Here is a 26,664-nt window from a genome sequence, read left to right on the forward strand (position 1 = left end):
ATGGCAAACTGTATAAACAAACCTTATGGGGGTTGTATGGTTAATAGGACAGTATTGAAAGGATTATTAACTCAACGACGATGAAGAAACTACTTACAACCTCAACACTCCTGATGGGCCTGATGATTACGGGCATGGCTCAGAATAGGCCCGACTCATCCAAGGAAGAAAAACCGCTGGTTGACGACAAAACGAAACAGGAAGTTCGTGAGAAAGCCAACGAAGCGGGTGAGAAAATGGAGGAAGAAATCGACAAATCCATTAGTTATCAGCAGGCGAATCAGTTAAGCTGGTTCCAGCCAAACAACCTTTTTCTGGGTGGTGGCCTAGGCATGGGTGCTACCGACGGGAAGGTTTATCTGGCCTTCAATTCACGGATCGGCTATTTCTTCCAGCCGGGCTTCGCAGCAGGACTACGCTATGATGCCGACCGGCTGGTGGGCAACAAATACCATGCTCGTCAGGTGGGCGCGTTTGCACGATACTATCCTTTCCGTACGCGGATCAGCAGCTTCGTTGGTGCCAGCTTAAACAGTGGTCGGGAGTTTTCGGAAAACGTTCCTGCCGATACCAAGTACAAGTACACGAGCGTTGGCCTTGAAATTGGTGTGATGGCCTGGATTCTGCACCGCCTGGGTGCCGAGGTTTCGTACGAAAGCAGCTTTTACAACAAAATTGACCCAACCGTTAGCCGGGGTAAAGGGGGCCGCCTGAAAATTGGTGTAAACTACTATTTCGGGCGTGTAGCCGGAAAAGGTGTTAAGCTAGCGCGGTAAAAAACACTAAAAAGCCATATCGGCAGGTTTATCAGCATTTCATTTTACGAAAAAGGACAGGTTATCAGTCGACAAAAACGGACTGATAACCTGTCCTTTTTTTGTACGCTCGAGTCGGTACAAAACGGCTTTCCAACACATAAACACGGAATGCGTTCCCTGCCTGTATATCAGTCAAATCTCGTATAAAGTAAAGCTACCGGGGTTGTTTCTTTAGTGGCCATGAAGAATCTGAAAAAACGACTTAAACAAGGCGAAACGCTCAACGGCTGCTGGCTGAATCTGGGCAGTCCGCTCACCGCCGAAATCGTTGGACAAGCCGGTTTTGACTGGGTACTCATCGACCTCGAACACGGAGCCGGTTCTGAGAAAGATGCCCTGTATCAGCTACAGGCCCTTGAGCATACCAAGGCCGGGGTTATTGTTCGGGTAGAAAGTGCCGAAAGCCAGCGGATTCATCGGGTACTCGACATGGGCGCTGAGGGAATTATGTGCCCCAAAATCTCCTGCCCGGCCGAAGCACAAAAAGTCGTAAATGGGCTTCACTATCCCCCGTATGGCAGCCGTGGAGTGGCCAAAATGGTACGGGCAACGGGTTTTGCCCAAAACTTTAACCAGTATTATGAAGAGTCGCGGGATACGATTCTGGGGGTGGTGCAAATTGAAACGGTCGAAGTGCTGAATCACCTCGATGAAGTGGCAGCTATGGACGGCGTCGACGTGCTGTTCATCGGCCCCGCCGACCTATCGATGGAACTGGGCATTTTCGGACAATTCGATCACCCCCGGTTCAAGGAAGCTTTGCAGGAAACGGTCAATGCCGCCCAGAAAGCGGGCAAAGCCACCGGTATTCTGTTCTTTAATCCTGACGATTACCAGCGATACCATGACCTCGGCATCCGGCTGATCGCCTGCGGAGCCGATGCCACCTTTGTTGCCGACGGTGCCCGGAACCTGGCTAAAAAGCTGGACGGGTTCAGAGCCGTTTACAGATAAGAATTTGAGTAGACTACCCCCTCCTAACTTTTACCTTTTCCTGAATGACTGACCCCTTACTTATCCTGGTCTTAGGCGTAATCATTGTCGTTGGCGGCATCATTGGCCTGAAGCTCCACCCCTTTCTGGCGCTCTTACTCGGCGCTTTCGTCGTGGCGTTATTAACCCCGGCTTCCGCCATCGAACAATTCGCGCTGGCCAAGGGTACCGCGCCTGCAGCCGCGCTGGCCCTGTCTAAAAAAGGCATTGGCGAACGCATCGCCACCGAATTTGGCAACACCTGCGCTAAAATAGGCATCCTTATTGCCATGGCCGCTATCATCGGCAAATGCATGCTGGAGAGCGGTGCCGCCGAACGGATAATCCGTTCAGTACTGCGGCTGACGGGTATTGAAAAGGCCCCCATTGCATTTCTGGTGAGCAGTTTCTTTCTGGGAATACCTGTATTTTTCGACACCGTCATTTTCCTGATGATGCCCCTGGCCAAAGCCATGACCCTCCGAATCGGCAAAAATTACCTGTTGCTCGTCCTCTGCGTCATGGCGGGTGCCGCTATGGCCAATTCGCTGGTCCCCCCCGCACCGGGGCCCTTATTTCTGGTCGGCGAAATGCACATTCCCATCGGCATGATGATGGTTGGCGGCACCATCGTTGGCCTGTTTACCATTACCGCCGGGTATTTCTTTGCCCTTTGGGCGAACAAAAAATGGCCGATTCCGCTGCGTGATTCGCTGGATGCCCGGCTGGTCGATATTGAAGCTATCGCGGCTAAAGAGACAATGCATCTGCCCGGGCTGGGATTATCCCTGCTGCCGGTCTTGATTCCACTGGTGTTTATCTGTGCCGACACTGCCCTCACCGCCATGGCAACGCCCGGCACACCGCTGACGACCTCGCCTTTGGGCATGAAGGTGGTGAACCTGATCAAATTTTTCGGGGATAAGAACATCGCCATTATAACCGGTGGCATTGCCGCCCTGCTTGTGCTGGCCCGAGAGAAAAAGGGGAGCAAAGAGGGGCTTTCTCCGTTTGTTCAGGCAGCGTTACTCAGTGGGGGCGGTATTATCCTGATTACAGCTGCGGGGGGTGCCTTTGGCGGTATGCTCCAGCAAACGGGCATCAGCGCCCGCATTGCCGATATGACCAAAGAGTATCAGATGGCGCTGATTCCAATGGCCTTTTTCATCGCGGCCGTCGTCCGAACGGCGCAGGGATCGGCTACGGTGGCCCTGATTACGGCATCGGGTATTCTGTCGGGGATGGCCGGTAATGCGAACCTTGAATTTCATCCCCTCTACCTCGGTCTGGCCATTGGCTGCGGCTCGAAACTGGTGCCGTGGATGAACGATGCCGGCTTCTGGATTATCTGTAAGCTCAGCAACTTAACGGAGCAGGAAGCGCTCAAAACCATCTCGCCCCTGCTGGTGGTCATGGGAATTACGGGCCTCTTCATTATTATGATTGGAGCCCAACTGTTTCCACTTGTTTGACAAAGCTTCTATCTGCCGAACCTATTTTTTTCACGAGCAAGTCAGTCTAAACCTGTTTACGCCAATGAAACGTAAAAGCTTTATTAAAGCCCTGACGGCCGGTTCCGTGGGTGCTGCCACGTTCGGTGCCGAGTCGGTAACGGCCGGACACGCGGGTCAAAAACCTGAACGTCCGAAAAAAGTATTGATGAAAGCGGGTTGCCAGTCGGGTGGTACGACCATCGAGAATCTGGAGTTTAAAGCCAGGCATGGTATTTTCAATATCGACGGGGGCGCACCCAAAACCATTGCCGGGAAAGGCTGGGATCTCGATGACTCCATGCGCAAGCGGGACACCTGCGAGAAATACGGCATTAGCCTTGACGCCTATCACTTTCCGCTGGCATCTTCGGGCATCGATAAGGCCGAGTACCCGAATATCATGCTGGGCAAAAGCCCCGAACGCGACCGGGAAATCGAGATTCTTCAGCAGATGATTCAGGTGGCCGGAAAGACGGGCATCAAGGTACTGAACTATAATACAACCATACTACCGGTATTGCGTACGGGTAAAACGGTTGATCCGAAGCGGGGCAATGCCATTTACAGCACATGGAATTACGAAGAAGCGTTGAAGCAAAATGCGCCCAAAACTGTAGCCGGTGACGTATCCATCGAGCAGATGTTCGAGCGTATCACCTACCTCCTGGACCGCCTTCTGCCGGTCGCTAAAGAGTATAAGGTCAAGCTGGCCAACCACATTGCCGATCCGCCAACACCCATCGGCTACCGGGGTATCAGCCGCTGGAACAGCCCGGACGTGTTTAAGGGTATTCAGCGGTTTGCGAAACTGTACGATAGCGAATACCACGGTTTCAATTTCTGTATCGGCTCCATTGCCGAAGGGCTGAAAGACCCGAAAACCGAAATTATGCCGATTATTAAATGGGTGGGTGAGCGAAACCAGATTTTCAACGTTCATTTGCGGAACATTAAAGGCGGCTGGAACAACTTTCAGGAAGTGTACCCTGACAATGGCGACATGAATTTCCTGCACGTTGTTCGTGCCCTGCGCGATGTGGGCTATTCCGGCATGGTTATGCCCGACCACGTACCGCACCACGCCGATCAAGCCGCCGATTTACAGGCTTTTTCTTTCTGTTACGGCTACATTAAAGGGCTGTTGCAAACCATTACCGACGAAGCACTCTAACACGTTACTCAAAAATGCATACCAGAACGGGTCCAAAAATTAATCAGATCACCATTACCCCCATTGCCATTGTCGACCCTCCCCTGCTGAACGCGGCCGGGCTGCACGCACCCTATGCCCTGCGAACTATTGTCGAGATTATTACGGACGACAACATTTCGGGGATCAGTGAAATACCAGGAAATGCCGCCATTGATGCCTCCCTGAACGAATCCAGAGAACTGCTCATTGGCCGGGATGTCTTTCAACTCAACGAAATCAGGCAGGTGCTTATAAACCGGTTCGGGACGGAGAGTGCCGCCCAACGCGGAGAAGCCCCCTGGGACCAGCGAAAACTGGTGCATATTTTCAGTGCCATTGAGGTGGCCTGCCTCGACATTATCGGGAAAGTTACGGGGCGTCCGGTTGTGGATTTGCTGGGCGGGAAGATGCGGGACCGGGTTCCTTTTTCGGCCTATCTCTTTTACAAATACGAAGGTGCTGGCGGGCCGCTGGAATTTGGTACGGACCCGGCCGCGCAGGGATGGGCAGCCGCCCGGCAGGCCAGTGCCCTCAACCCCACCGAAATTGTGGCGCAAGCCAAAGCAATGTGTGCGGAGTTCGGGTTCCAGTCTATCAAACTTAAAGGCGGGGTGTTCGAACCGCAGCAGGAAGTCAATGCGATGTTTGCTCTGTACGAGGCTTTTGGCCCGGACGTTCCCCTGCGCGTGGACCCCAATGCCCTTTGGACCGTTGAAACCGCCATTAAGCATGGGCGTCAGATGGAGCCGATTCTCGAATACCTTGAAGATCCGGTTCGGGGGCAAAAAAACATGGCGGAAGTCCGAAAAGCGGTAAAAACGCCCCTGGCAACGAACATGTGTACAACCTCATTCGAGGATATTCCCGACAGCATCGCCCTCGGCTCCGAAGATATTATTTTGAGCGACCACCATTTCTGGGGTGGCCTTCGGTCGTCTATGACACTTTCGGGAATTTGCGAGACGTTCGGGCGCGGCATGTCGATGCACTCCAATAGCCATCTGGGCATTTCACTGGCGGCAATGGTTCATCTCGGCGCAGCCCTCCCCCGGGTACCCTATGCGCTCGACACACATTACCCCTGGCAATCCGATGAAGTTATCACCGCCGGACGCTTTACGTTTGAGGAAGGGGCCGTGCCTGTCCCCCAGGAACCGGGTCTGGGCGTCGAGCTGGACCGCGAAGCATTGGCCCGACTGCACAAGAACTATCTAACTTGCGGGCTAACCAAAAGGGACGATGAAATAGAAATGCAGAAAGTACAGCCGGGTTGGAAATTTCAGTCAGTACGCTGGTGAAGTTGTAGTACCGACCGTCGAACCGTCGAACCGTCCCGGTCGGTACTACTGGGCTTTCAAAAACTCCAAATGGTGCTGCGTGTGGATGCTCGTGAAATAAAGCATTTCCCGCACCGATAATTTGCCAAGAACGGGATGTGGAATACAGTAATCGTCCTGTTCGTGAGTGGACCAGCTTTCAGCGGCCCGAATCAAGTCAATGTAAATTCCCTCAAATCGCTTTACCATATCCCTGCGCCCGATCTGAACATCTTCTAATCGGGGCGACATACTCCCGGGCGCTTTCACTCCCGTACGCAATATAGTCTTATACCTTAATGCAACTTCGTCATAGCCTTTGGGTGACGTTTCCGGCTTTCCCCATTGCCTGAATACGTCACGCGGCCCCGCCAGAAGCCGGGCTACCGGACGGGCCGACAAATACAGGTGCTGCATGACTTCAGCCACAGACCATTTCCCATTGGCTTGTGCCATAAACTGCTCGTCGGAGAGTGAATCAGCCCACTTTATAAACGCTGCGTAATCCTCTCGCAGTTAATCCTGAATATTGATTTCCGGTGCTTCCATACGGTATTTTCAAATAGCGGAGTGATCGGTTATTGAACAACGGGCGTAGCCACCCGTCACACAAAAACAAATATATAAACACTTACTTATCAGGCGATTAACGATCAAATTAATTCACTTATCAGGGATTCATCCTGCTCATTTATCTGTTATAAATGCAGATGGTTGAGTTTGTTTAAAACGTGCCATTTTACCCTTTCTACTCCGTTATGATACCTGAACTAACCGCAACGCCCGTATCCACTTCCATTCCTGAACCACTGACAAGATCGGCCCGCCTTTGGATGCCCAAGCGGGTCATCTTCACTGCCGATGCTCTTACTGAACCCTTTGGTCAGGCGATGTACGAGCGAATCTCAGCCATCGATCTTCCTATCGAAATTGCCAAAAATAACCGGATTACAGGCTTGCGGGGCGCCGACGAACGCGAGACGTACCGTAACGCCAAGAACACCCTGGCTATTGTTAATGCCCCTCCCGGCGCATTTAAACTTCAGCCCATTCCGCCCTCTGCCGACTGGCAGATGAATCTGGCCGAAGGGTGTCCGGCCCATTGTCAGTATTGTTATCTGGCCGGTAGCCTTTCCGGACCGCCTGTTGTGCGGGCCTACGCCAATCTGCCTAAAATGCTGGCTCATACGGCCACGTACGAAGGTACTTATCCACCTAATCGCACCTGGCAGAGTTCGGCAACGGGCTCCGATGGTGCAAGCCGCCCGACTACCTTCGAAGTGAGCTGCTATACTGATGTTTTAGGGATCGAGCACCTGACCGGGAGCATGGCCGAGTGCATCCGGTACTATGGCACACGGGAAATGGCGGAATTACGTTTCGTCACGAAGTACGACCAGGTAGATAGTTTGTTAAGCCTGCCCCATAACGGCCATACCCGCGCCCGCGTCAGTCTCAACGCCGACGCGATTGCACGTCGTCTCGAAGGGGGAACAGCCTCCGTCGAAGCCCGACTTCAGGGTATCCGCAAGCTGGCAATGCCTAAAGAACAGGGTGGTGGCGGCTACCCCATCGGGCTGGTCATTGCGCCCATCATGCCCATTCCGGCCTGGCGCGAACATTACACCGCCCTACTTGATCGAATAGCCGAAGTACTGGACTTTGCTCAGGGTGGCGAAGCGGTCGATATGAATGTTGAGTTCATCAGCCACCGTTTCACCCCCGGCTCGAAAGACATACTGTTACAGTGGTACCCAAACACCTCGCTGGATATGGACGAGGCCACGCGCTCCGAGAAGCGGAATAAATTCGGGGGCACTAAGTACGTGTACCGGCCCGAAGAGATGAAGGAAATGAAAGCCTTTTTCTACGCCCAATGGACGAAGCGTTTCCCCAAAGCGCCGATTTTGTATTGGACCTGAATACTGAGCTTGTTCGTAGAACTGGGGACTAGGTTTTAAACGCCACATCTTGGAGATATGGCGAGACTGTTTGAACTTTTATTTTTCAAGATGATTTAGGCGTTTTTTGTCATTCCGACGCAGGAGGAATCTTTAGTAGGGACAAAAAACTAACCTACTACCGAAGATTCCTCCTGCGTCGGAATGACAAAAGCCCTTATTACCAACCATCTATAAAAGTTTAAACAGATTTGTAGTTTAAACTACTGTTCTTTGATCTTTCATTACCAAACTTTTGCCTGCTGTACTTCCGGCTTGAATAACTTTTGTCCCGGCTTCACGTTGAAAGCCGCGTAGAACGGGGCGAAGTTAGTGAGTGGTCCATTTACCCGAAACTTATCCGGCGAGTGCGGATCGGTAGCCACCCGAACACGTAACGATTCGTCACGAACTTTGGTCCGCCAGACCTGCGCAAAGCCCAAAAAGAACCGCTGATCGGGTGTAAAACCGTCGATTTTTTCGTTGCCCTGGCCTTGCTTGGTCAGTTTGAATGCCTGATAAGCAAGCGTGATACCGCCTAAATCAGCGAGGTTCTCCCCCAGGGTCAGGCGACCGTTCAGGTGCAGGTTATCCAGCACCGTGAAGTTGTTGTATTGATTGACAACGGCCTGCGTTTTTGTATTGAATCGCTCGGCGTCGGCTTTGGTCCACCAGTCGCGCAGATTACCGTTGGCATCGTACTGGCGTCCCTGATCGTCGAAAAGGTGCGTCATTTCGTGGCCGATGACCATTCCAATAGCACCGTAATTGATCGCGTCGTCGGCGTCTTTATCGAAGAACGGGAATTGCAGAATACCCGCCGGAAAAACGATCTCGTTGTTTGTGGGATTGGCGTAGGCGTTTACCGTTGGCGGTGTCATCATCCACTCGGCCCGGTCGACGGGTTTGTTGATTTTGGCAAAATCCTCCTTTACCTGATGGATGTATGTTTGTTGTACGTTGTTGTAAAAATCATCGCGTTTTATCGTCACGTCGGAATAATCTTTCCATTTATCCGGGTAGCCGATTTTCTTTACAAACCGGTCCAGTTTAACCAGCGCTACTTTTTTAGTTTCCGGTGCCATCCAGTCCAGCTTTTCGATCCGCTCCCGATAGACTTTTTGCAGGTTGTTCACCAGGGTGAGCATGCGCTCTTTGGCTTCGGCCGGGAAGTACTTCTTCACCCATAACTGGCCCAGCGCTTCGCCCAGACCGCGGTCAACAAATTGGGTAACCCGTTTCCAGCGGTCTGCCTGTTTAGGTTGACCATAGAGCGTACGGCCATAAAACTCATACTTGGCCTGTTCGAAGGGCTGGCTGAGCAGTCGGGCATTCTCGTCCAGCAGATCAAAAACCAGTTTGTCTTTCAGTTCACTGATAGGCAACGTTGGCAAGGCTTTATCCAGCGCTTTATAGTAGCCGGGCTGGCCCACCAGCACCGTATCAACGCTGGTCAGTTTCATGGCATTCAGCAGCGTCCTCCAGTTGAGGTTCGGCATTTGTTTTGTCAGATCAGCAACGGCAAGTTTGTTATAATTCGCCACCGGATCACGTAAATCGGCCTGCTCCTTATGCGACTGGGCAAGGGCCGTTTCAAGAGCTAAAATTGTGTTGGCTTTCGTTTTGGCCGAAACCGAATCTACACCCACGAGCGTAAACAATTTGGCCACGTAGTTAAGAAAGGCCGCCCGGATCTTCTTCGTCGACTCATCGGTTTTGGTGTAGTAGTCTTTTTCGGGTAAACTGAGCCCCGCCTGACCAAAGTTGATTCGGTTCATGTCGCTCTGCCGGTCGTCGGCACCTACATAATACCCGATGAACTTCCCTCCCGGATTACTCGGGCTGGACGCCAGGTAATTCAATGCTTCTTTATAATCTTTTAACGACTCAATTTTAGCCAGTTCGGCTTTCAGCGGCTCGTAGCCGAGTTTATCAATTGTTGTTGTATCCAGTCCACTGGCATAAAAATCACCCACCTGCTGTTCTATGCTTCCAGCCTTGGCGCCTGCCTCGGCGGCTTCGGTCAGGATGGATTTCGTTTTTTGCAGATTCTCCTCATACAAGGTATTGAAAGAGCCCCAACCAGTCTGATCGTCAGGTATTTTCGTTTCTTTCACCCACTTCCCATTGGCATAGGTAAAAAAATCATCGCCGGGGCTAACGGTGGTGTCCATTCCAGACTTGTCGAAAAATGATGTCCGGCTCGTGGTTTCTTCTTTGTGCTGACAGGCGGCCACAGCGACTATAGAGAGCGCCGTCAACAGAATTTTTGGGATGGTGTTCATACAGGGTTTGTAAATGCAGTGGAATTGGTAATTTTGAGTGTAAATATAACTATCTCGTACAGGTCGACTCCACTCATCAACGTAAATACGGTTATCAATTATACACGCGTAAACAACGAATAAACTATGAAGACCATTCTGCTTACCAGTCTACTCGTCGCTGTCTCTTTTGGCGTATTTGCCCAATCGGAGGTCAGTTACCACGGTAAAAAAATTACAGCATCGGGTGCCCTCCCCGCCACGGAATTGGCCACCAAAATGGCGGATAAGAAAGAAATGCCGGCCAAAGTGGAAGGCACTGTCGAATCGGTTTGTAAAGTAAAAGGCTGCTGGATGAAGGTTAAAACCGGCGACGGACAAACGATGCGTGTAACCTTTAAAGATTACGGTTTCTTCGTTCCCAAAGATATTGTCGGCAAAACCGTTGTTGTAGAAGGCACTGCCGAAAATACGACAACCCCCGTTGCCGATCTCCGTCACTTCGCCCTGGACGCGGGTAAATCCAAAGAAGAAATTGCGAAGATCACCGAGCCTGAAAAAGCCCTGACGTTCGTGGCCGACGGGGTCATTGTAAAAAAATAAGAAAAAATAACGGTCGGTTTCCAACCCTTCTTGAGAGCATGGCGTCTTTGTCTTAAAAATTGCAAGGAATATGCTACACTCAATGAAATGGTTTTCTGGCTTTCTCGTGGCTGGAACAATTCTCTTTTCGGCCTGTAAATCCAACGAAACAACCCCGACGGATTCTATTTCGCTGGCTCTGCATCAATCAGGCCGCCTTGGCTCTGATATCGTTGTGCGGGCCGACTCGATTCAGGATAGCCGCTGCCCCGCAGATGTTAATTGCATCTGGGCCGGGCAGGCAAAAGTTAAATTACTACTAAAAAAAGACTCAGATTCAACTGCCGTCCGGCTCTCTCTGGGAGCCGACCCCGGTAATGCCAATAAACGGCCTGACTCAACAACGGTGTCGTTAAAGAGCGAAACCTACAAAGTGATTTTACGAGAAGTAAACCCTGCTCCAACGCTGAGTAATGAAAACCAGCCTAAAACAGCCGTTGTGCAGGTGACAAAAATTTAAGTGTTCTCGGGGCGTTTTCGTACTTTAAGGGCTGCAACCTATCGTTGCAGCTTTTTTTGTACCCTACTAACTTCATTTATGAAAAAAATGTACCTGCTGGCTGGCTTGTCGCTGCTGGCCGCTCCCCTTTTTGCCCAACGCACCCTGATCCACTGCGGAAACCTGTTTGATGGCATCAACAACAACCTCCAGCCGCAGATGACCGTTGTCGTTGAAGGCAACAAGATCACAGCCGTTCAGAAAGGCTATACATCCCCTGCCGGGCAGGATCGGGTGCTGGACATGAAATCGAAAACGGTGTTGCCCGGCCTGATCGACATGCACGTACACCTCGAAAGCCAAACCCGGCGCGGTGGGGCTATTGACGGATTTACGAAAAATCAGGCCGATATTGCCTATCAGGCCGCTCAGTATGCCAAAACCACGCTGATGGCCGGTTTTACCACGGTTCGTGACCTGGGTGGGTCTGGCGTAAACGTGTCCCTGCGCAATGCCATCAATGCCGGACTGGTGGATGGCCCGCGCGTACTAACCGTTGGCAAATCCATTGCCACCACGGGCGGCCATGCCGATCCAACGAACGGCTACCGCAAAGACCTGATGGGCGATCCCGGTCCGATGGAAGGTGTCATTAATGGTCCTGAAGATGCTCGCAAAGCCGTTCGGCAACGGTATAAAGATGGGTCCGACCTGATCAAAATAACCGCTACCGGGGGCGTCTTGAGCAATGCCAAAGATGGCTCCGGTGCCCAGTTTACGGAAGAAGAGGTGAAAGCCGTTGTCGATGCGGCTAAAGATTACGGCTTTCCGGTGGCGGCTCACGCCCACGGTGCAGAAGGTATGAAACGCGCTATCCGGGCGGGTGTCCAGACTATTGAGCACGGCACACTGATGGATGACGAAGCGATCGAGTTATTCAAAAAATACGGCACCTATTACGTTCCAACCATCATCGCCGGGAAGACAGCGGCCGATTCAGCTCGTCATTTTGGTTATTACCCGGCGCTGGTAACGCCCAAAGCACTGGCCATTGGACCGAAAATTCAGGCGACGTTTGCCAAAGCGTACAAAGCGGGTGTCAAAATTGCCTTTGGTACGGATGCTGGCGTCTATATCCACGGCTACAACGCCAAGGAGTTTGAGTACATGGTTGAAGCGGGGATGCCCCCCATCGAAGCAATCAAAGCGGCCCTAATGACCAACGCCAAACTGCTCGGAATGGACGCCCAGATTGGCTCCATCGAAACCGGCAAAATGGCCGATATCATTGCGGTGAGCGAAAACCCCATCCAGAATATCAAAACCCTTCAAACCGTCCAGTTCGTTATGAAAGACGGCAAGGTGTATAAGCAGTAGAGAGGAAAGGAACAAAGGGGAGAAAGGATTTTTATGCTTTTCTCCCCTTTGTTCCTTTCCTCCTTTATCCCTTTCGAATCAATTCGCTCACCCGTTCGGCTTCTTCATGCTGGACCCAGTGGGAAGCCTTTTCGAGGAAGACCAGTCGACCGTTATCGCAGAGGTCGATGCTGGGCTGAGCCATTTCCCGTTTCAGGAACTTGTCGCGGGTGCCCCAGATGAGCAGGGTTGGGACAGTGACCCGGATGGATGGGCGACGGGCGGGTGGTTTTCGGAGAGACGCCCGGTACCAATTGATCATGGCCGTAACGGCTCCCGGCTGCGACCAGGCCGCTTTATACTGCTGCAAGTCGGCCCTTCGAAACGTACCCGGCCGACTGCTGCTCAGCAAGGTACGTGCAAACATAGACCAGTTTCCGGCGCTTGAGAGCGTTTCGGGCAACCAGGGCAGTTGAAAAAAACCAATGTACCAGCTGCGCATCATTTGCCCGAGGTTGCTACTGGCGTACCGCTTCATCACAATGGGATGCGGTACGTTCAATACCACCAGCCGTTCGACGCGCTCCGGATGCGAAACGGCGGTCCACCAGGCTACGGCAGCTCCCCAATCGTGCCCGACAACTACCCCTTTTTGCCGACCAGCGGCATCAATCAGACCGATTACATCGGCCACCAGCGTATCCAGGCCGTAGGCGTCGATACCGTTTGGTTTTTCACTCAGGTTATAGCCGCGCTGGTCAGGTACCCAGACACAGTAACCCGCTTCGGCCAGCGCATCGATCTGATGTTTCCAGCCATACCAGAATTCCGGAAAGCCGTGTAACAGAATGATGAGCGGCCCATCGTCCGGTCCGGCCTGCACCACATGCAACCGAACCGGCGAAGCACCCTTGATATCGACAAATGTGTGCGTCATTGATTGTCGTTAAAACCCAAAGTACTGCTCCGCATTGCGGTAGCAGATGTCCTGCACGATCTGGCCTACCCAGCCAACGTCGTTCGGCAGTTCTCCATTTTCGATGTCGTTGCCGAAGATGTTGCAGAGAATGCGACGGAAATATTCGTGACGGCTGTACGACACAAAACTGCGCGAATCAGTAAGCATCCCTACAAACGCGCTGATGAGGCCCATATTCGACAGGGTATTGATCTGCTTCTCCATCCCATCTTTCTGATCCAGGAACCACCAGCCGGAGCCAAACTGTACTTTGCCCCGCACCGACCCGTCGTTGAAATTGCCGATCATAGTCGCCATCACTTCATTGTCGGCCGGGTTCAGGTTGTACAAAATCGTTTTAGCGAGTTGATTGCGATCGTCCAGCCCACCCAGAAACCGGGACAGGGAGGCCGCCTGTGGGAAATCGCCGATACTGTCCCAACCGGTATCCGGGCCAAGCTCGCGCAGCCGACGAACGTTGTTGTTGCGAAGTGCCCCGAGGTGAAACTGTTGGGTCCAGCCTTTAGCGTGGTCCCACTCGGCAAACTGCACCAGCATGAACGACTTAAATTTCAGTACGTCAATCGGTGAAACATCGACCCCGCGCAACAAGTGATCGAATATTCGCTGCACATCGCCCTCTTTGTAAGGTTCGGCGTAGACCATTTCCAGGCCGTGGTCGGACAGGCGGCAACCCATCTCCCCAAAATAATCATGCCGCGACTTGAGCGCGTCGAGGTAGTGCGTCAGGTTCTGAATCTCCCGGTTTGTAACGACAGCCAGCTTCTGGATATAGCCCCGCAACGATGACGGGTCATCAGCAGCCATGGCTTTGTCGGGCCGGAAAGTGGGCAGCAATTTTACATTAAAGTCACTCTGCGCAATTACTTTATGGTGTTCGAGGGAATCGAGCGGGTCGTCGGTCGTACATACAACGCGTACGTCGAAGTGCTTAAGCAGCGCACGGGCCGAGAGGTTGGGTAACTGTTCGTTACACGAATCGTAAATTGACCGGGCCGATGCCGGATTCAGCACCTCATTGATGCCAAACGGGTTTTTCAACTCCAGATGCGACCAGTGATAGAGCGGGTTACGAAGGGTGTACGGAATCGTTTCAGCCCATTTTTCAAACTTCTCCCAATCAGAAGCCTCACCGGTGCAGTACTGCTCAGGGATGCCGTGGGTACGCATGGCCCGCCACTTATAATGGTCGCCATGCAGCCAAAGCTGGGTCATGTTCTCAAATTGCCGATCAGCAGCAATCTGGTCGGGAGGCAGGTGGCAATGGTAGTCGATTATCGGCATTTGCCGGGCATACTCATGATAAAGCCGACGTGCTGTTTCGGTTTGAAGCAGAAAGTCGTCGGACAGGAACGTAGGAGCGGGAGCGAGCGTGTACATAGTTACCAAAGTAAAAGCCGGGTCGTTTCTCCCGGCTTTGCGTTATTATTTTGTGATTTAAAAGCCACGTTTGGGCTTGTTGGTGGCTACCGTCGGCTCCTGCAAGGTAAATAAAATATTTATGTCACCGTCAGTTCACGGATTACTCTCCCGCCGATAAGCCGAGCATAAGTCCCCGAATCTCAGCCAGTCCGCGCAGGCGTCCGATAGCCGTGTAACCCGGATTCGTTCGCTTCCCGGAGGTCAGGTCGTCGAGCATGCGGTGGCCATGGTCGGGCCGGAAAGGCATCCGGGTATCCTGCCGGCCTTCGGCAGCACGTCGTCTCTGTTCGGCGAGCAGCGCCCGCGTTACGCCCACCATCGGTACATCGCCTTCGAGGTGATTAGCTTCCTGGAAACTATGCCGACCGGGTTGATTGTCTGCGTCGCGCTGGGTACTGCGCAGGTGAACAAAATGAATGCTGGGTCCCAGCCGCTCAACCATCCCCACCAGGTCGTTATCAGCCCTGACGCCGTATGAGCCGGTGCAAAAGCAAAGCCCGTTGGCGGGTGAATCGGTAGCGGCCAGCAACGCACGGGCGTCGGCCTCGGTACTCACAACGCGGGGCAGCCCTAAAATCGGATACGGCGGATCGTCGGGGTGGATGGCCAGCCGGACGCCCGCCGATTCGGCCACGGGTACGATCTCGCGCAGGAAAGCGTACAGATTCTGGCGCAACTCCTGATCACTAATGTCTTTGTAGGCATCCAGCGCATCACGAAACTGCTCGACGGTGTAACTCTCCTCCGAACCGGGCAACCCGGCAATGATGGTACGCACCAGACGCTTCACCTGAGCATCGGTCATGCCATCGAGTTTAGCACGCGCCTGTTTTTTCTGCTCGTCATTGTACAGATATTGGGCACCCGGCCGCTGAAGGATGAACAGTTCGAAAGCCGCAAACTCAATAGCATCGAAACGAAGCCCCGTTGAGCCATCAGGCATGGGAAAGTCGAGGTCCGTACGTGTCCAGTCGAGTACGGGCATAAAGTTGTAACAGACCGTGTCGATTCCAGCCTTTGCCAGGTTGACGATAGACTCTTTGTAGTTTTCGATGTACTGCCGATAGTCGCCGGTGCGGGTTTTAATCCCCTCATGCACCGGAATGCTTTCGACAACCGACCAGGTAAGTCCCTTTTCTTCGATAATCGCTTTCCGGTCCAGAATGTCTTCCAGCGACCATACTTTTCCATTCGAAATTTGGTGGAGGGCAGTAACGATACCGGTAGCACCGGCCTGTCGGACATCATTGAGCGATACGGGGTCATTCGGACCGAACCATCGCCAGGTTTGTTCAAGCATTATTTTGGTAGTAAAGTTAATAGTGTTCCTGTAGTAAGGGTAAGTTGTTCGCTGGTGAACAGGTCACATAAATCGACACGAATAGCTGATTTTATTACTTATTACCTGTCAACTTCTTACTTACTACTTTACCACTTACCGACTAAGTAAGGTAAAAAAGCACTTCCCTCGCCTTTTCTCCCCAAAACTCCTGGTTGTTTTGCAAATGCCAACCCCTTCCGGCCGCTTTCGCTGGCGTATTGTAGCCTTACTGTTTCTGGCAACGACGATCAACTACATTGATCGGCAAGTGTTGTCTTTTACCATGACAGACGAAGTCTTTCGGAAGGATATGCTGGATATTGCGCCCGATGCTGTCCTGACCAAAGAGGCAACCGATCGATTTAAAATACTTTACGGTGACATTGATGCAGCGTTCAAATTTGCCTACGCAATTGGATTTCTGCTGGCGGGCTGGCTTGTTGACCGCATCGGTACGAAACGGGGATTCTCGCTCGGCATACTGGTCTGGAGCATTGCCGGCGTTCTCACGGCTTCCGTCAATACCATTGCCGGATTAAGCTGGATGCGGGCGTTGCTGGGTCTGGGTGAGTCTGCGAATTTCCCTGCGGCCATAAAAACCATTGCCGAGTGGTTTCCCCGACGCGAACGCTCCTTCGCCAATGGCCTTTTCAATGCGGGTACCAACGTGGGCATCATTCTAACGGCCCTCGCCGTTCCTTACCTTATTTTGCAGTTTGGCTGGCGCAGCTCTTTTTTGGTGACGGGTGTGCTGGGCTTCGGCCTGCTGGTGTTCTGGTGGCTGATCTACAGCAAACCCGAGCGGCATCCGAAGCTCTCCGCCGAAGAACTGGCTTACATCCGGGCAGATGCCGAGAAAACCCCGCCCCTCAAAGTCTCCTGGAGCCGTTTGCTGAGCTATAAACAAACCTGGGCTTTCGCCGTCGGGAAACTTATGGCCGATCCCATCTGGTGGTTCTATATGTCGTGGTTGCCCGATTTCTTTAACTCCAACGACGCCCTCGATGAAAAGCTCGACCTCAAAAGTTTCGGGTTACCTTTCCTGATCATTTACGTCGTCTCCGACGCTGGCAGCGTTTTTTTCGGCTGGCTCAGTACTCAGTTTATGCGTTGGGGGTGGTCGGCGAACCGGGCCCGTAAAACGACCCTGCTTATTTGTGCCCTGTGTGTTGTCCCAATTTTCTTTGCCGCTCAAACCAATAGCCTGACTACCGCCATTGCGCTGATTGCACTGGCAACGGCTGCTCATCAGGGTTGGTCGGCAAATATGTATACCTTCGCGTCGGATCTATTTCCAAGGAACGTCGTGGCATCGGTAACCGGTATTGGTGGTATGTTCGGAACCGTTGGCGGAATTCTGCTGGCGTTACTGGCGGGCCGAATCATTACCGCTTTTGGTTACCTGCCCATGTTTATCATTGCCAGTTGCTCCTATCTGATAGCCCTTGTTATTATTCATTTGGTTTTGCCCAAATTAGAGCCTGTAAAAACCGAGGAATTGATGGGCGATTACATGATCGACAGCAAACGATAACCCTGACCCATTCTTTGGTTGCTTTATCTTTTTAACTAGCACGCATGAAAATAATCACCTTTGGCGAAGTCATGCTTCGGCTAAGTCCTCCCGGCGTTGACCGTTTTGCCCAAACAGACAGACTGAACATGCATTTTGGGGGTACGGAGGCCAATGTGGCTGTTTCGCTGGCACAGTTTGGTATGCAATCGGCGCATGTCACCCGTTTCCCTGACCACGCCCTGGGCCGGTCTGCGGCAGGCTATCTCCGTAAGTATGGCGTTGATACGCAGCACATCCAGTATGGCGACGGCCGCCTTGGCCTGTATTTCCTTGAAACAGGGGCCGGAAGCCGGGCGAGCCAGATCATTTACGACCGGGTAGACTCTGCTTTCGCCCGTATTGGGGCGACGGCAATTGACTGGGAAACCGTTCTGAGTGGTGCGTCGTGGTTTCACTGGACGGGCATCACCCCGGCCTTGTCGCAAGGGGCAGCAGATTGCCTGCTCTCCGGAATTCAGACCGCTAACCGAATGGGGATTCCTGTTTCGGCCGATATCGTTTACCGCAGCAACCTGTGGCAGTATGGCAAAACACCCCAGGAAATTATGCCCGCCCTAACCCAGGGCTGTACGCTGATTCTGGGCAGCAAGAGCCTTTTTTCGGACCTCTACGGGGTTGTCGGCAGCACATTCCAGGAATCAGGCCGGGCGTTGATGGAGCACTTTCCCAAAGTGAAGTACATCACCGATACCAAACGACGGTCCATTAGTGCATCACACAACCAGTTGGCAGCCAAGCTATTCGATGGCGAAACCGTTTACAAATCCAGAAACCACGACATCCGGTCTATCATCGACCGTATTGGAACGGGCGATGCGTACATGGCAGGGTTAATTTATGGCTTGCTGACCTTCAATGACCTGCAGCGTTCCGTTGAGTTCGGCGCAGCTGCCTCCGCGTTGAAACACACCATTCCGGGCGATGCCAATCTGGCTACTGTTTCGGAAGTTGAGACATTGGCCAATGGCGACAGTTCTGGAAAATTAAAACGATAAGCAGTCATTTCGTGCTTTCGATAAATTACCGCCTGCGGTTAACGATGTAGTTCGTATTATTGCTGAATTATGATGAGTCAAGTAAAAAAAGTCAACTTAAGTTAACAGTAAATCCGTCTGACTGATGACCGCAGACCAGATTGCAGCACGTCCAACCATGGCTAAATTAACCCGTTCAACCCATCCAGCACCTGTTTACCCAGAAAAAATTCTTCAGTTTGGTACGGGCGTACTCCTCCGGGGCTTACCTGATTACTTAATACAAAAGGCAAATAGCGAAGGTCGATTCGAAGGATCTATCGTAGTCGTGAAGTCGACCGATAGCCAGACGAATGAGTTTTCGGATCAGGATAACCTCTACACGGTAGCAGTTCGGGGTGTTCAAAAGGGGCAGACAGTGGCCGAAAACACCATTGTCTCGGCCATCAGCCGGGTGCTTGCCGCGCAAACCCAGTGGAACGATGTGCTGGTACTGGCTCGGAATCCAAAACTACAGATCATCATTTCCAACACGACTGAAATTGGTCTCAATTACGTCGAGGAAAGTATTTTTCAGCATCCCCCCCAGTCGTTTCCGGCCAAGTTAACGGCGTTTCTGTACGAAAGATTTCGCAGCGTTGGCGGCTCAAAAGCGAAGGGGCTGGTTGTTATCCCGACAGAGCTGGTTACCGATAACGGGCTAAAACTGCGGGAGGCCGTCGAAAAGCTGGCTCAGTTCAACGAGTTAGGCAAGCTCTTTACCAAATGGCTTAAATTCCACGTTCGGTTCTGTAACTCGCTCGTCGACCGGATCGTTACGCGCCCTACGGAAGAAGATAAACTGGCTCTTGAAAAGGAAACTGGCTACGAAGACGACCTGCTCACCTTCACGGAACCTTATCACCTCTGGGCTATTGAAGGTGATGACCGCGTTCGGCAGACGTTGTCGTTTGCGGGTCCGTCAACTCCACAGATTATCATTGACGAGGATATCAATTTTTATAAAGAACGGAAGCTTCGGGTGCTGAACGGTACCCATACGTTAACCATGCCGTTGGGGTATCTGCTCGGGCTGGAAACGGTAGCCGATGAAATGCGCCACCCGGCCATGAGCAAATTCGTTGACCAGTTGATGCTCAGCGAAATTGTGCCAACCGTTCCTGACTACGACATTCCGGGTATGGACAAAGCGGCCGTCGCTCAGTTCGCCCACGACGTTCTGGACCGATTCCGCAACCCGAATCTGGACCATTTACTGTTGAATATTTCGCTTCAGCAAACAGCCAAGATGCAGGCCCGTAATGTGGCTACGCTGCAACGCTATTATGAGCAGTTCAACACCGTGCCAAAACTCATGGCCTTTGGCTTCGCGGCCTATCTACTGTTCATGAAAGCAGTTCGGGAAGAGAAAGGGCAATTCTTCGGGGAAGTCCCTCTACCGGGCGGTGGCGTACTCAACTACCCGATTCGGGATGATAAAGCGGGTTATTTCTACGGCGACTGGAAAACTGTAAAAGAAGACGATTCGGCCACGGTAGACGCCTTTGTGAAGAGTGTATTGTCTGATACTACTCTTTGGCAGGCTGATCTGACCACACTGTCTGGTTTCAGTGAAGCCGTTGCCAACGACCTTAACGCGCTACTTACGGATGGTGTCGAAAAAAGCCTGGACCAACTGATCGCCTAGCGATCAGTTAATTCTTGGACGCAAAAATGCCCGCCGGACAAAAGCGTCCGGCGGGCATTTTTGCGTAAGTTGTTTTTTTCTGATCGCGCTACAAAAACGCCCGAATCTTTTCAGCCGTTGCGGCTAGCTCATCCTGGGTCGGTTTGAGTTTATTATGAAAATTCATGTCGGCCATGGAGTTGAGCGGAATCAGGTGGACGTGTGCGTGCGGCACTTCCAGACCTACTACTGCGACTCCAATGCGGAGACAAGGAACTGCCTTCTCAAGAGCAGGAGCTATTTTTTTAGCAAACGCCATAAGTCCGGCATACAGATCATCGTCCAGATCGAAAAGATAGTCGACCTCTTTCTTTGGAATAACCAGCGTATGGCCCGTGGTGGTAGGCATCACATCCAGAAACGCCAGATAGTCGTCTGTTTCGGCAATTTTGTGCGCCGGAATTTCACCAGCCACAATTCGGGAAAAGATAGAAGGCATACGTACGGAATACTATACAATGAAGATGCTGGATGAATAATGCAAAGTACGGGTTAGCCGGTATTCTTCATTACTCATTTTACATTATCCATTAATTTACCGGGCTATTTCCATTACTTCAAATTCCAGCACGCCAGCGGGGACTTTAATCTCGGCGGTGTCGCCAACCCGTTTTCCCAGCAAGCCTTTGCCAATGGGCGACCCCACCGAGATGCGGCCAGTTTTCAGGTCTGCCTCTTCTTCCGAGACGAGGGTGTAGAGCATTTCAGCACCACTCTTTTTATTCTTGATCTTCACTTTCGACAACACCGATACCTGCGAGGCATCAATGGTAGATTCGTCCAGAACGCGGGCGTTCGACAGTACCTCTTCCAGTTTCGATATTTTCAATTCGTGTAACCCCTGTGCATCTTTTGCCGCATCGTACTCGGCGTTTTCGCTGAGGTCTCCTTTATCGCGGGCTTCGGCAATCTGATGGGCAATTGCGGCCCGACCTTTTGTTTTCAACTCAACCAATTCAGCTTTCAGCCGGTTGAGTCCTTCTTCTGTGTAATAAGAAATCTTTGCCATAATGTAGTCGTACTTACTCGTTATTCGTATTTATTGGTGTGCTCCTTAAAAACAAAAAGAACGGTACACCGACCGTTCTGCAACCAAATTGGTTTTCTTTGCAGACGCGTCAGAGTCGCCGTCGGGTTTCCGAAGCGCTCGGTTCAGGGATGTAGAAAATTATTCGTTGCATAGGCTAAGCCGGCTGCAGGCCAGTCATCTTCTGTTGAAACGTGTAAGAAGCGTTGCTTCTTGTGATACAAAAGTAAAAATACTTCCCGGCTATATCAATACATAGCCGGTTGTCTTCGTAAAAACTGATTTACCGAAACATGCCACAACCTCTTCGCATTATATTCATGGGCACACCCGATTTTGCGGTTGCCAGTCTTCAACGGCTTCTGGGTGCCGGTTTTCAGGTCGTTGCCGTCGTTACCGCTCCCGATCGACCTTCAGGGCGTGGACTCCAGTTGACGCCATCTCCGGTAAAGAAAGCCGCCGAAGCCGCCAATTTACCGGTCCTTCAACCTGAAAAACTCAGGGACCCGGCTTTCCTGGAACAACTCGCCGGCTACCGGGCCGATTTGCAAGTCGTCGTTGCCTTTCGGATGCTGCCGGAAGTGGTTTGGGCGATGCCAACCATCGGAACATTTAATCTGCATGGCTCCCTGTTGCCGCAGTATCGCGGAGCCGCCCCTATTAACTGGGCGATCATCAATGGAGAGACCGAAACCGGCGTGACGACCTTTTTTATTGAGAAAGAAATTGATACGGGGCAGATGATCTTTCAGGATTATGAACCTATCTATCCGGACGATACCGCCGGAACGGTACATGACCGGTTGATGGAGCGGGGCGCGAATCTGGTCGTAAAAACGGTTCATGCCATTGAAGCGGGTGACTATCCCCGCACGCACCAGCCCGTGGCCGATGACCTGAAACCGGCACCCAAGCTCAGCCGCGAAACCACCGAAATCAACTGGAACCAACCCGTTATTCAGATTCGCAACTTCGTGCGTGGCCTGTCGCCCTACCCTACTGCCTGGACGAAGATCAACGGGAAGGTTTTCAAAATATACGCGGTCTCCGTGGCGAATGAGTCACCATTTGCGGCCGAACAACCCGGTGATGCCTTCTCCGACAACAAGAAAATTATTCTGGTTCGGGCGGCCGATGGCTGGCTGCAAGTCGACGCGCTGCAGGCAGAAGGCAAACGGCGCATGACCGCCGAGGAGTTTTTGCGGGGGAATAAACTGTGAGTTTCGAATTATTATTAAGTACCTAAACCATCCATACATGAAACTATTCCTATACTGCCTTTTGCTAACAACCCTCAGCCACTTGACCAGCTACGCTCAAACGGAGACCTACGCCGAGAAGCTGGGCTTCCCCAAAGGAAAGAAAGTCGTCATTTTCCATGTCGATGATGCCGGAATGAGTTACGAATCGAATGTAGGAACGATAAACGCGCTCGATAAAGGCATTGCCAGTTCAACCAGCGTCATGATGCCCTGCGGCTGGGTTCCGCATTTTTTCGAGTACGTCAAAAAGCATCCGACCGCCGATGTGGGTGTTCACCTGACGTTAACATCGGAGTGGAACGGTTATCGGTGGTCGCCATTGGTGGGTCGCGACAAAGCGCCCGGCTTATACGATGAACAGGGAGCTTTCTGGCATTCGGTCGAACAGGTCGTCCAGCACGCGTCGGCGGATGAAGTTGAAGCAGAGATTCGGGCGCAGCTGGCTCGCTACCGTGCATTTGGCGTACAACCTACGCACATGGACTCACACATGGGGACGCTCTTCGACCCGAAATTCATTACGCGCTACGCCAAAGTAGCCATCGAAGAAAAAATCCCGGTTCTGTTTCCGGCGGGTCACGCTACTCTGATCTTCAAAGCCAATAATGTGCCGGCCCCTATGCAGCAACTGGCACATCAAGTTGGCAAACAGCTATGGGATGCGGGCCTGCCCGTTATGGACGACCTCGATGGCACAAGTTACGGCTGGACGCTACCCGCCGGAACACCCGTTACCGATGCGGCTATTCAGAAACATAAAACGCAGAAGTTCATTGAACTGCTCACGTCAACAAAGCCCGGCCTGACGTACATAATTATGCACTGTACGGCCCCAAGCCCTACCTTTGACCAGATAAGCGGCTCCGGGCAGTCCCGTAACGGCGATATGCTGGCTATGATGGACCCTGCTCTGAAAGCGTTCGTCGACAAAGAAGGGATTATCATTACCACCTGGCGCGAGCTACTGGAGCGACGCCAAAAAGTTCATTGAGTGTACTTGGTAATGCTGTAGTACGTTTCGTTAAACTTCCACTACACCATTTCCAAGTACACCTACTTCACCAGCTATGAAAATCAGTTTAATTGCTGCCGTTGCACAGAACGGCGTTATTGGCCGGGACAACGATTTGCCCTGGCATCTGCCCGACGACTTTGCCTTTTTCAAGCGTAAGACCAGCCACCATCCCATTATTATGGGCCGCAAATCGCTGGAAGCACTCGGCAAACCGCTGCCCAACCGCACGAATATTGTACTTACCCGCAATACGGAGTTTTCGGCTGCGGGCGTAACCGTTGTCCATACGCTGGATGCGGCTATTGCCGAAGCGAAAGCCATCAATCAAACCGAGATTTACGTTATTGGTGGCGCCGAGATTTACAAAATGGCCTTACCCATCGCGACCACCCTTTACCTGACGGAGATCCATCATGATTTTGAGGGTGACGCTCATTTCCCCCCGTTCGATAAAAGCGAATGGAAGGAGGTCAGTCGGCGTCCGCACCCCGCCGACGAACGCCACGCCGTACCATTTGACTTCGTCGAGTACGAGAGGGGTTAAGGAGTTTGGCGGTAGTTGGCACGGGCGAATGCCCGCGCCAGCCTCCTACGCGCAAACAGCGTAAACAGGGGTTTCTTCGAAACGGGAGGCTACAATCACCTCCGTTGTGTCTCGGTGCAGGGTGAACAAGTCCTTTGTGAGTTGGGGGCAGTTGTTGTCTTTTGAGAGGTGCGACAACAGCACGTGGCTCATAAAGGCGGGCTTGTGCGTTCTGAAAAGGTCCAGCGCCTGCTGGTTGGACAAATGCCCTTTACCACCCCGAATTCTATTCTTCAGAAAGTACGGGTATCGCCCTTTTTCCAGCATTTCCTCATCGTAATTCGCTTCCAGAAATGCCGCGTGGCACTGCTTAAAATGATGAATCAGGTGTTCGCAGGGGGCGCCAATATCGGTGAACACTCCCACTTTCGTATCCCGCCCGGCAATCAGAAAGCTGTGCGGATCGGAGGCATCGTGGTGCTTGGGAAACGCCGTGATGCATAGCTCACCAATCCAGACCGGCTCGTAGCCCCGCAACGGACGAAGCGGGAAACCCTTTTGTGGCAATCCGGAATTAGTAAGCGTTCCGGGGGTAATAAAAACGGGTATTTGGTGTTTTTTGGCCAGTTGGGGAATGCCCCGTATATGGTCGCTGTGTTCGTGAGAAACAAAGATGGCTTTAACGGTTTGCAGAGATAAGCCAAGCCGCTCCATTCGCCGTTCGGTTTCCCGACAGGAGATACCGGCGTCGATCAAAACAGCTTCCCGCTCATTGCCAACATAATAACAATTCCCGTTGCTGCCCGAATTCAATGAGGTGATGAACAATTGCATATTACCACAAAGTAAGGGTAAAAATTGACATAATCTGCCTTGTACGCTCAGAAGCGGCCAATGGTTATTATGTCTACCGATCAGGATTATATACTTCGCGTATCAGAACTTACGAAATCGTTTTCGGGGGTGAAGGCGCTGGATAACGTCCGACTAAACCTACGTAAAGGCGAAGTCCACGCGCTGATGGGCGAAAACGGGGCGGGGAAGTCCACCTTCATGAAGCTGCTCATTGGCTTGCTGACACCCGATTCCGGCGAAATCGTTTTTAAAGGCGAGGCCCTGAAAACCGGTAACGTTAACGATATCCTGAAGAAGGGTATCTCCATGATTCACCAGGAAATTCTTGCCGTTCCGGAGCTAACCGTTGCGCAGAACATCTTTCTGGGTCGGGAAACGAGTAACCGTTTGTTTGGCTGGCTCGACGACCGGCAGCAAATAAAACAAGCGGGTGATCTGCTGACACAACTGGGTCTCACCATCAGCCCCGGTACGCCCATGAAGCACCTCAGTGTGGCCGAAATGCAGATGGTTGAGATCGCCAAAGCCATTTCCAACGATGCCAGCGTCATCATCATGGATGAGCCCACTTCTGCCCTATCCGATAAAGAGGTCGCCACCCTCTTTAGACTCATCAATGACCTAACTCGAAAAGGAGTTGCCATTATCTACATCTCCCACAAGATGGACGAGATATTTACCATTGCCGACACCATTACGGTGTTGAGAGACGGTAAATACATCGTTACCAAACCGGCGTCGGAGCTTGACACGAATCAGCTGATCGCCCTCATGGTGGGCCGCGAGATAAATACCCTTTTCCCCGACAATATCAGTCCTATAGGCGCTGAAGTACTGTCGGTTAAGCACCTTAGCCAGCCCGGCAAATTCACTGACATCAGCTTTGCGGTTCACGCGGGCGAAGTATTGGGCCTTGCGGGACTGATGGGAGCCGGAAGAACCGAAATTGCCCGCGCTATTTTTGGACTGGACGGCTTCAGCCATGGCGCGGTGTACGTGAAAAGCGAAAAAGTCCATATACAATCGCCAGCCGACGCCATCCGACACGGCATCGGCTACGTGAGCGAAGATCGCAAAGCGCTCGGCTTTATCCCCCAACTGTCGGTAAAGGAAAACATCACCCTGTCGAGCTTACGCGGCTTTTTTACCCAGCCCAAACAGGAAACCGAAACGGCCCTGTCGCTGATGGGCGATTTGCGGATCAAGGCAAACGGCCCCAATCAGCCCGTTACTTACCTGAGTGGCGGCAATCAGCAAAAAGTCGTCATCGGCAAGGTGCTGCTGACCAAACCGGCGGTCGTTATTCTCGATGAACCAACGCGGGGCATCGACATTGGGGCTAAAGCTGAAATCTATAAGTTAATCAACCGGTTAACCGCCGATGGCATCGCCGTTGTCCTGATTTCGTCTGAACTTCCCGAAATTCTGGGTCTGTGCGACCGCATACTTGTGCTGTCGCAAGGTCGGCAAACGGCTATGCTCTCCCGATCCGACGCAACCCAGGAAACAATTATGCGGTACGCGATGCCCGCTAACTGACAAATCTTTTACC

Annotated in this window: 24 protein-coding genes; 16 read left to right on the top strand and 8 right to left on the bottom strand. The window is 52.2% G+C overall.

Annotation, left to right across the window (positions count from 1 at the left end):
• Positions 1–80 precede the first annotated feature (80 nt).
• The 5 genes from ACYVJM_RS27465 to ACYVJM_RS27485 all read left to right on the top strand — a co-directional run bounded on the left by ACYVJM_RS27465 (position 81) and on the right by ACYVJM_RS27485 (position 5,773).
• Entirely contained in the window at positions 81–776 is a 696-nt protein-coding gene (locus ACYVJM_RS27465; protein ID WP_461151422.1) for a hypothetical protein, read from the top strand.
• 222 nt (positions 777–998) lie between these two features.
• Positions 999–1,772 carry an HpcH/HpaI aldolase family protein gene (locus ACYVJM_RS27470; protein ID WP_461151423.1) on the top strand — a complete coding sequence of 258 codons (774 nt, stop codon included), beginning with the start codon at positions 999–1,001 and terminating at the stop codon, positions 1,770–1,772.
• A gap of 44 nt (positions 1,773–1,816) precedes the next feature.
• Positions 1,817–3,262, top strand: coding sequence for a GntP family permease (locus ACYVJM_RS27475; protein ID WP_461151424.1), 1,446 nt, complete (start codon positions 1,817–1,819; stop codon positions 3,260–3,262).
• A gap of 64 nt (positions 3,263–3,326) precedes the next feature.
• Positions 3,327–4,454: a mannonate dehydratase gene (locus ACYVJM_RS27480; RefSeq protein WP_461151425.1), complete on the top strand. Its 1,128-nt coding sequence runs from the start codon at positions 3,327–3,329 to the stop codon at positions 4,452–4,454.
• A 14-nt stretch (positions 4,455–4,468) separates the two neighbouring features.
• Positions 4,469–5,773, top strand: coding sequence for an enolase C-terminal domain-like protein (locus ACYVJM_RS27485; protein WP_461151426.1), 1,305 nt, complete (start codon positions 4,469–4,471; stop codon positions 5,771–5,773).
• Positions 5,774–5,818: 45 nt separating this feature from the next.
• Here the strand turns inward: ACYVJM_RS27485 and ACYVJM_RS27490 are convergent, their stop codons facing one another.
• Positions 5,819–6,307, bottom strand: coding sequence for a DinB family protein (locus tag ACYVJM_RS27490; protein ID WP_461151489.1), 489 nt, complete (start codon positions 6,305–6,307; stop codon positions 5,819–5,821).
• Between the two features lie 242 nt (positions 6,308–6,549).
• Between ACYVJM_RS27490 and ACYVJM_RS27495 the strand changes: the two genes are divergently transcribed.
• The gene (locus tag ACYVJM_RS27495; protein WP_461151427.1) at positions 6,550–7,713 is read left to right on the top strand and encodes a spore photoproduct lyase family protein; all 1,164 of its coding nucleotides are present in this window, start codon (positions 6,550–6,552) and stop codon (positions 7,711–7,713) included.
• 263 nt (positions 7,714–7,976) lie between these two features.
• On the opposite strand, the gene ACYVJM_RS27500 is transcribed toward ACYVJM_RS27495, so the two are convergent.
• Positions 7,977–10,016, bottom strand: a complete 2,040-nt coding sequence (locus ACYVJM_RS27500; RefSeq protein ID WP_461151428.1) for a M13 family metallopeptidase — start codon at positions 10,014–10,016, stop codon at positions 7,977–7,979.
• Between the two features lie 126 nt (positions 10,017–10,142).
• Here ACYVJM_RS27500 and ACYVJM_RS27505 point away from each other — a divergent pair, with 126 nt between their 5' ends.
• The 3 genes from ACYVJM_RS27505 to ACYVJM_RS27515 all read left to right on the top strand — a co-directional run bounded on the left by ACYVJM_RS27505 (position 10,143) and on the right by ACYVJM_RS27515 (position 12,453).
• Positions 10,143–10,598: a DUF4920 domain-containing protein gene (locus ACYVJM_RS27505; protein ID WP_461151429.1), complete on the top strand. Its 456-nt coding sequence runs from the start codon at positions 10,143–10,145 to the stop codon at positions 10,596–10,598.
• Positions 10,599–10,680: 82 nt separating this feature from the next.
• Positions 10,681–11,097, top strand: a complete 417-nt coding sequence (locus ACYVJM_RS27510) for a hypothetical protein (protein ID WP_461151430.1) — start codon at positions 10,681–10,683, stop codon at positions 11,095–11,097.
• Positions 11,098–11,175: 78 nt separating this feature from the next.
• Entirely contained in the window at positions 11,176–12,453 is a 1,278-nt protein-coding gene (locus tag ACYVJM_RS27515) for a metal-dependent hydrolase family protein (protein WP_461151431.1), read from the top strand.
• A 64-nt stretch (positions 12,454–12,517) separates the two neighbouring features.
• On the opposite strand, the gene ACYVJM_RS27520 is transcribed toward ACYVJM_RS27515, so the two are convergent.
• The 3 genes from ACYVJM_RS27520 to uxuA all read right to left on the bottom strand — a co-directional run bounded on the left by ACYVJM_RS27520 (position 12,518) and on the right by uxuA (position 16,133).
• Positions 12,518–13,369 carry an alpha/beta fold hydrolase gene (locus ACYVJM_RS27520; RefSeq protein ID WP_461151432.1) on the bottom strand — a complete coding sequence of 284 codons (852 nt, stop codon included), beginning with the start codon at positions 13,367–13,369 and terminating at the stop codon, positions 12,518–12,520.
• Between the two features lie 9 nt (positions 13,370–13,378).
• Positions 13,379–14,791 carry a glucuronate isomerase gene (gene uxaC / locus ACYVJM_RS27525; protein WP_461151433.1) on the bottom strand — a complete coding sequence of 471 codons (1,413 nt, stop codon included), beginning with the start codon at positions 14,789–14,791 and terminating at the stop codon, positions 13,379–13,381.
• Between the two features lie 142 nt (positions 14,792–14,933).
• Positions 14,934–16,133: a mannonate dehydratase gene (gene uxuA / locus ACYVJM_RS27530; protein WP_461151434.1), complete on the bottom strand. Its 1,200-nt coding sequence runs from the start codon at positions 16,131–16,133 to the stop codon at positions 14,934–14,936.
• A 205-nt stretch (positions 16,134–16,338) separates the two neighbouring features.
• Here uxuA and ACYVJM_RS27535 point away from each other — a divergent pair, with 205 nt between their 5' ends.
• From ACYVJM_RS27535 to ACYVJM_RS27545, 3 genes are all read left to right on the top strand, one after another.
• The gene (locus ACYVJM_RS27535; protein ID WP_461151435.1) at positions 16,339–17,688 is read left to right on the top strand and encodes an MFS transporter; all 1,350 of its coding nucleotides are present in this window, start codon (positions 16,339–16,341) and stop codon (positions 17,686–17,688) included.
• Between the two features lie 44 nt (positions 17,689–17,732).
• Positions 17,733–18,725 carry a PfkB family carbohydrate kinase gene (locus ACYVJM_RS27540; protein ID WP_461151436.1) on the top strand — a complete coding sequence of 331 codons (993 nt, stop codon included), beginning with the start codon at positions 17,733–17,735 and terminating at the stop codon, positions 18,723–18,725.
• A gap of 157 nt (positions 18,726–18,882) precedes the next feature.
• Entirely contained in the window at positions 18,883–20,391 is a 1,509-nt protein-coding gene (locus ACYVJM_RS27545; RefSeq protein WP_461151437.1) for a tagaturonate reductase, read from the top strand.
• An 88-nt stretch (positions 20,392–20,479) separates the two neighbouring features.
• Here the strand turns inward: ACYVJM_RS27545 and ACYVJM_RS27550 are convergent, their stop codons facing one another.
• Positions 20,480–20,869 carry an HIT family protein gene (locus tag ACYVJM_RS27550; RefSeq protein ID WP_461151438.1) on the bottom strand — a complete coding sequence of 130 codons (390 nt, stop codon included), beginning with the start codon at positions 20,867–20,869 and terminating at the stop codon, positions 20,480–20,482.
• A gap of 96 nt (positions 20,870–20,965) precedes the next feature.
• Entirely contained in the window at positions 20,966–21,439 is a 474-nt protein-coding gene (gene greA, locus ACYVJM_RS27555) for a transcription elongation factor GreA (RefSeq protein WP_461151439.1), read from the bottom strand.
• Between the two features lie 311 nt (positions 21,440–21,750).
• Here greA and fmt point away from each other — a divergent pair, with 311 nt between their 5' ends.
• The 3 genes from fmt (at position 21,751) to ACYVJM_RS27570 (ending at position 24,278) form a co-directional block, all read left to right on the top strand.
• Positions 21,751–22,677: a methionyl-tRNA formyltransferase gene (gene fmt / locus ACYVJM_RS27560; RefSeq protein WP_461151440.1), complete on the top strand. Its 927-nt coding sequence runs from the start codon at positions 21,751–21,753 to the stop codon at positions 22,675–22,677.
• A 37-nt stretch (positions 22,678–22,714) separates the two neighbouring features.
• The gene (locus tag ACYVJM_RS27565; RefSeq protein ID WP_461151441.1) at positions 22,715–23,710 is read left to right on the top strand and encodes a polysaccharide deacetylase family protein; all 996 of its coding nucleotides are present in this window, start codon (positions 22,715–22,717) and stop codon (positions 23,708–23,710) included.
• Between the two features lie 76 nt (positions 23,711–23,786).
• Positions 23,787–24,278 carry a dihydrofolate reductase gene (locus ACYVJM_RS27570; protein ID WP_461151442.1) on the top strand — a complete coding sequence of 164 codons (492 nt, stop codon included), beginning with the start codon at positions 23,787–23,789 and terminating at the stop codon, positions 24,276–24,278.
• Between the two features lie 45 nt (positions 24,279–24,323).
• Here ACYVJM_RS27570 and ACYVJM_RS27575 read toward each other — a convergent pair whose 3' ends face one another.
• Positions 24,324–25,091 (bottom strand): MBL fold metallo-hydrolase, encoded by a 768-nt coding sequence (locus ACYVJM_RS27575; protein WP_461151443.1) that lies wholly within the window; start codon positions 25,089–25,091, stop codon positions 24,324–24,326.
• A gap of 69 nt (positions 25,092–25,160) precedes the next feature.
• On the opposite strand from ACYVJM_RS27575, the gene ACYVJM_RS27580 reads away from it, so the two are divergent.
• On the top strand, positions 25,161–26,651 hold the full coding sequence (locus tag ACYVJM_RS27580) for a sugar ABC transporter ATP-binding protein (protein WP_461151444.1): 1,491 nt from the start codon (positions 25,161–25,163) through the stop codon (positions 26,649–26,651).
• The last annotated feature ends 13 nt before the right edge of the window (positions 26,652–26,664 follow it).

This window comes from Spirosoma pulveris (assembly GCF_054781875.1).

Coding starts and splice junctions, on each gene's coding strand:
- ACYVJM_RS27485 (WP_461151426.1), top strand. CDS start 4,469: ATGCATACCAGAACGGGTCCAAAAATTAATCAGATCACCATTACCCCC.
- ACYVJM_RS27535 (WP_461151435.1), top strand. CDS start 16,339: ATGCCAACCCCTTCCGGCCGCTTTCGCTGGCGTATTGTAGCCTTACTG.
- ACYVJM_RS27470 (WP_461151423.1), top strand. CDS start 999: ATGAAGAATCTGAAAAAACGACTTAAACAAGGCGAAACGCTCAACGGC.
- ACYVJM_RS27510 (WP_461151430.1), top strand. CDS start 10,681: ATGAAATGGTTTTCTGGCTTTCTCGTGGCTGGAACAATTCTCTTTTCG.
- ACYVJM_RS27570 (WP_461151442.1), top strand. CDS start 23,787: ATGAAAATCAGTTTAATTGCTGCCGTTGCACAGAACGGCGTTATTGGC.
- ACYVJM_RS27575 (WP_461151443.1), bottom strand. CDS start 25,091: ATGCAATTGTTCATCACCTCATTGAATTCGGGCAGCAACGGGAATTGT.
- ACYVJM_RS27480 (WP_461151425.1), top strand. CDS start 3,327: ATGAAACGTAAAAGCTTTATTAAAGCCCTGACGGCCGGTTCCGTGGGT.
- ACYVJM_RS27540 (WP_461151436.1), top strand. CDS start 17,733: ATGAAAATAATCACCTTTGGCGAAGTCATGCTTCGGCTAAGTCCTCCC.
- ACYVJM_RS27520 (WP_461151432.1), bottom strand. CDS start 13,369: ATGACGCACACATTTGTCGATATCAAGGGTGCTTCGCCGGTTCGGTTG.
- ACYVJM_RS27500 (WP_461151428.1), bottom strand. CDS start 10,016: ATGAACACCATCCCAAAAATTCTGTTGACGGCGCTCTCTATAGTCGCT.
- greA (WP_461151439.1), bottom strand. CDS start 21,439: ATGGCAAAGATTTCTTATTACACAGAAGAAGGACTCAACCGGCTGAAA.
- ACYVJM_RS27580 (WP_461151444.1), top strand. CDS start 25,161: ATGTCTACCGATCAGGATTATATACTTCGCGTATCAGAACTTACGAAA.
- ACYVJM_RS27495 (WP_461151427.1), top strand. CDS start 6,550: ATGATACCTGAACTAACCGCAACGCCCGTATCCACTTCCATTCCTGAA.
- uxuA (WP_461151434.1), bottom strand. CDS start 16,133: ATGCTTGAACAAACCTGGCGATGGTTCGGTCCGAATGACCCCGTATCG.
- ACYVJM_RS27475 (WP_461151424.1), top strand. CDS start 1,817: ATGACTGACCCCTTACTTATCCTGGTCTTAGGCGTAATCATTGTCGTT.
- ACYVJM_RS27565 (WP_461151441.1), top strand. CDS start 22,715: ATGAAACTATTCCTATACTGCCTTTTGCTAACAACCCTCAGCCACTTG.
- ACYVJM_RS27515 (WP_461151431.1), top strand. CDS start 11,176: ATGAAAAAAATGTACCTGCTGGCTGGCTTGTCGCTGCTGGCCGCTCCC.
- ACYVJM_RS27505 (WP_461151429.1), top strand. CDS start 10,143: ATGAAGACCATTCTGCTTACCAGTCTACTCGTCGCTGTCTCTTTTGGC.
- ACYVJM_RS27545 (WP_461151437.1), top strand. CDS start 18,883: ATGGCTAAATTAACCCGTTCAACCCATCCAGCACCTGTTTACCCAGAA.
- ACYVJM_RS27465 (WP_461151422.1), top strand. CDS start 81: ATGAAGAAACTACTTACAACCTCAACACTCCTGATGGGCCTGATGATT.
- fmt (WP_461151440.1), top strand. CDS start 21,751: ATGCCACAACCTCTTCGCATTATATTCATGGGCACACCCGATTTTGCG.
- uxaC (WP_461151433.1), bottom strand. CDS start 14,791: ATGTACACGCTCGCTCCCGCTCCTACGTTCCTGTCCGACGACTTTCTG.
- ACYVJM_RS27550 (WP_461151438.1), bottom strand. CDS start 20,869: ATGCCTTCTATCTTTTCCCGAATTGTGGCTGGTGAAATTCCGGCGCAC.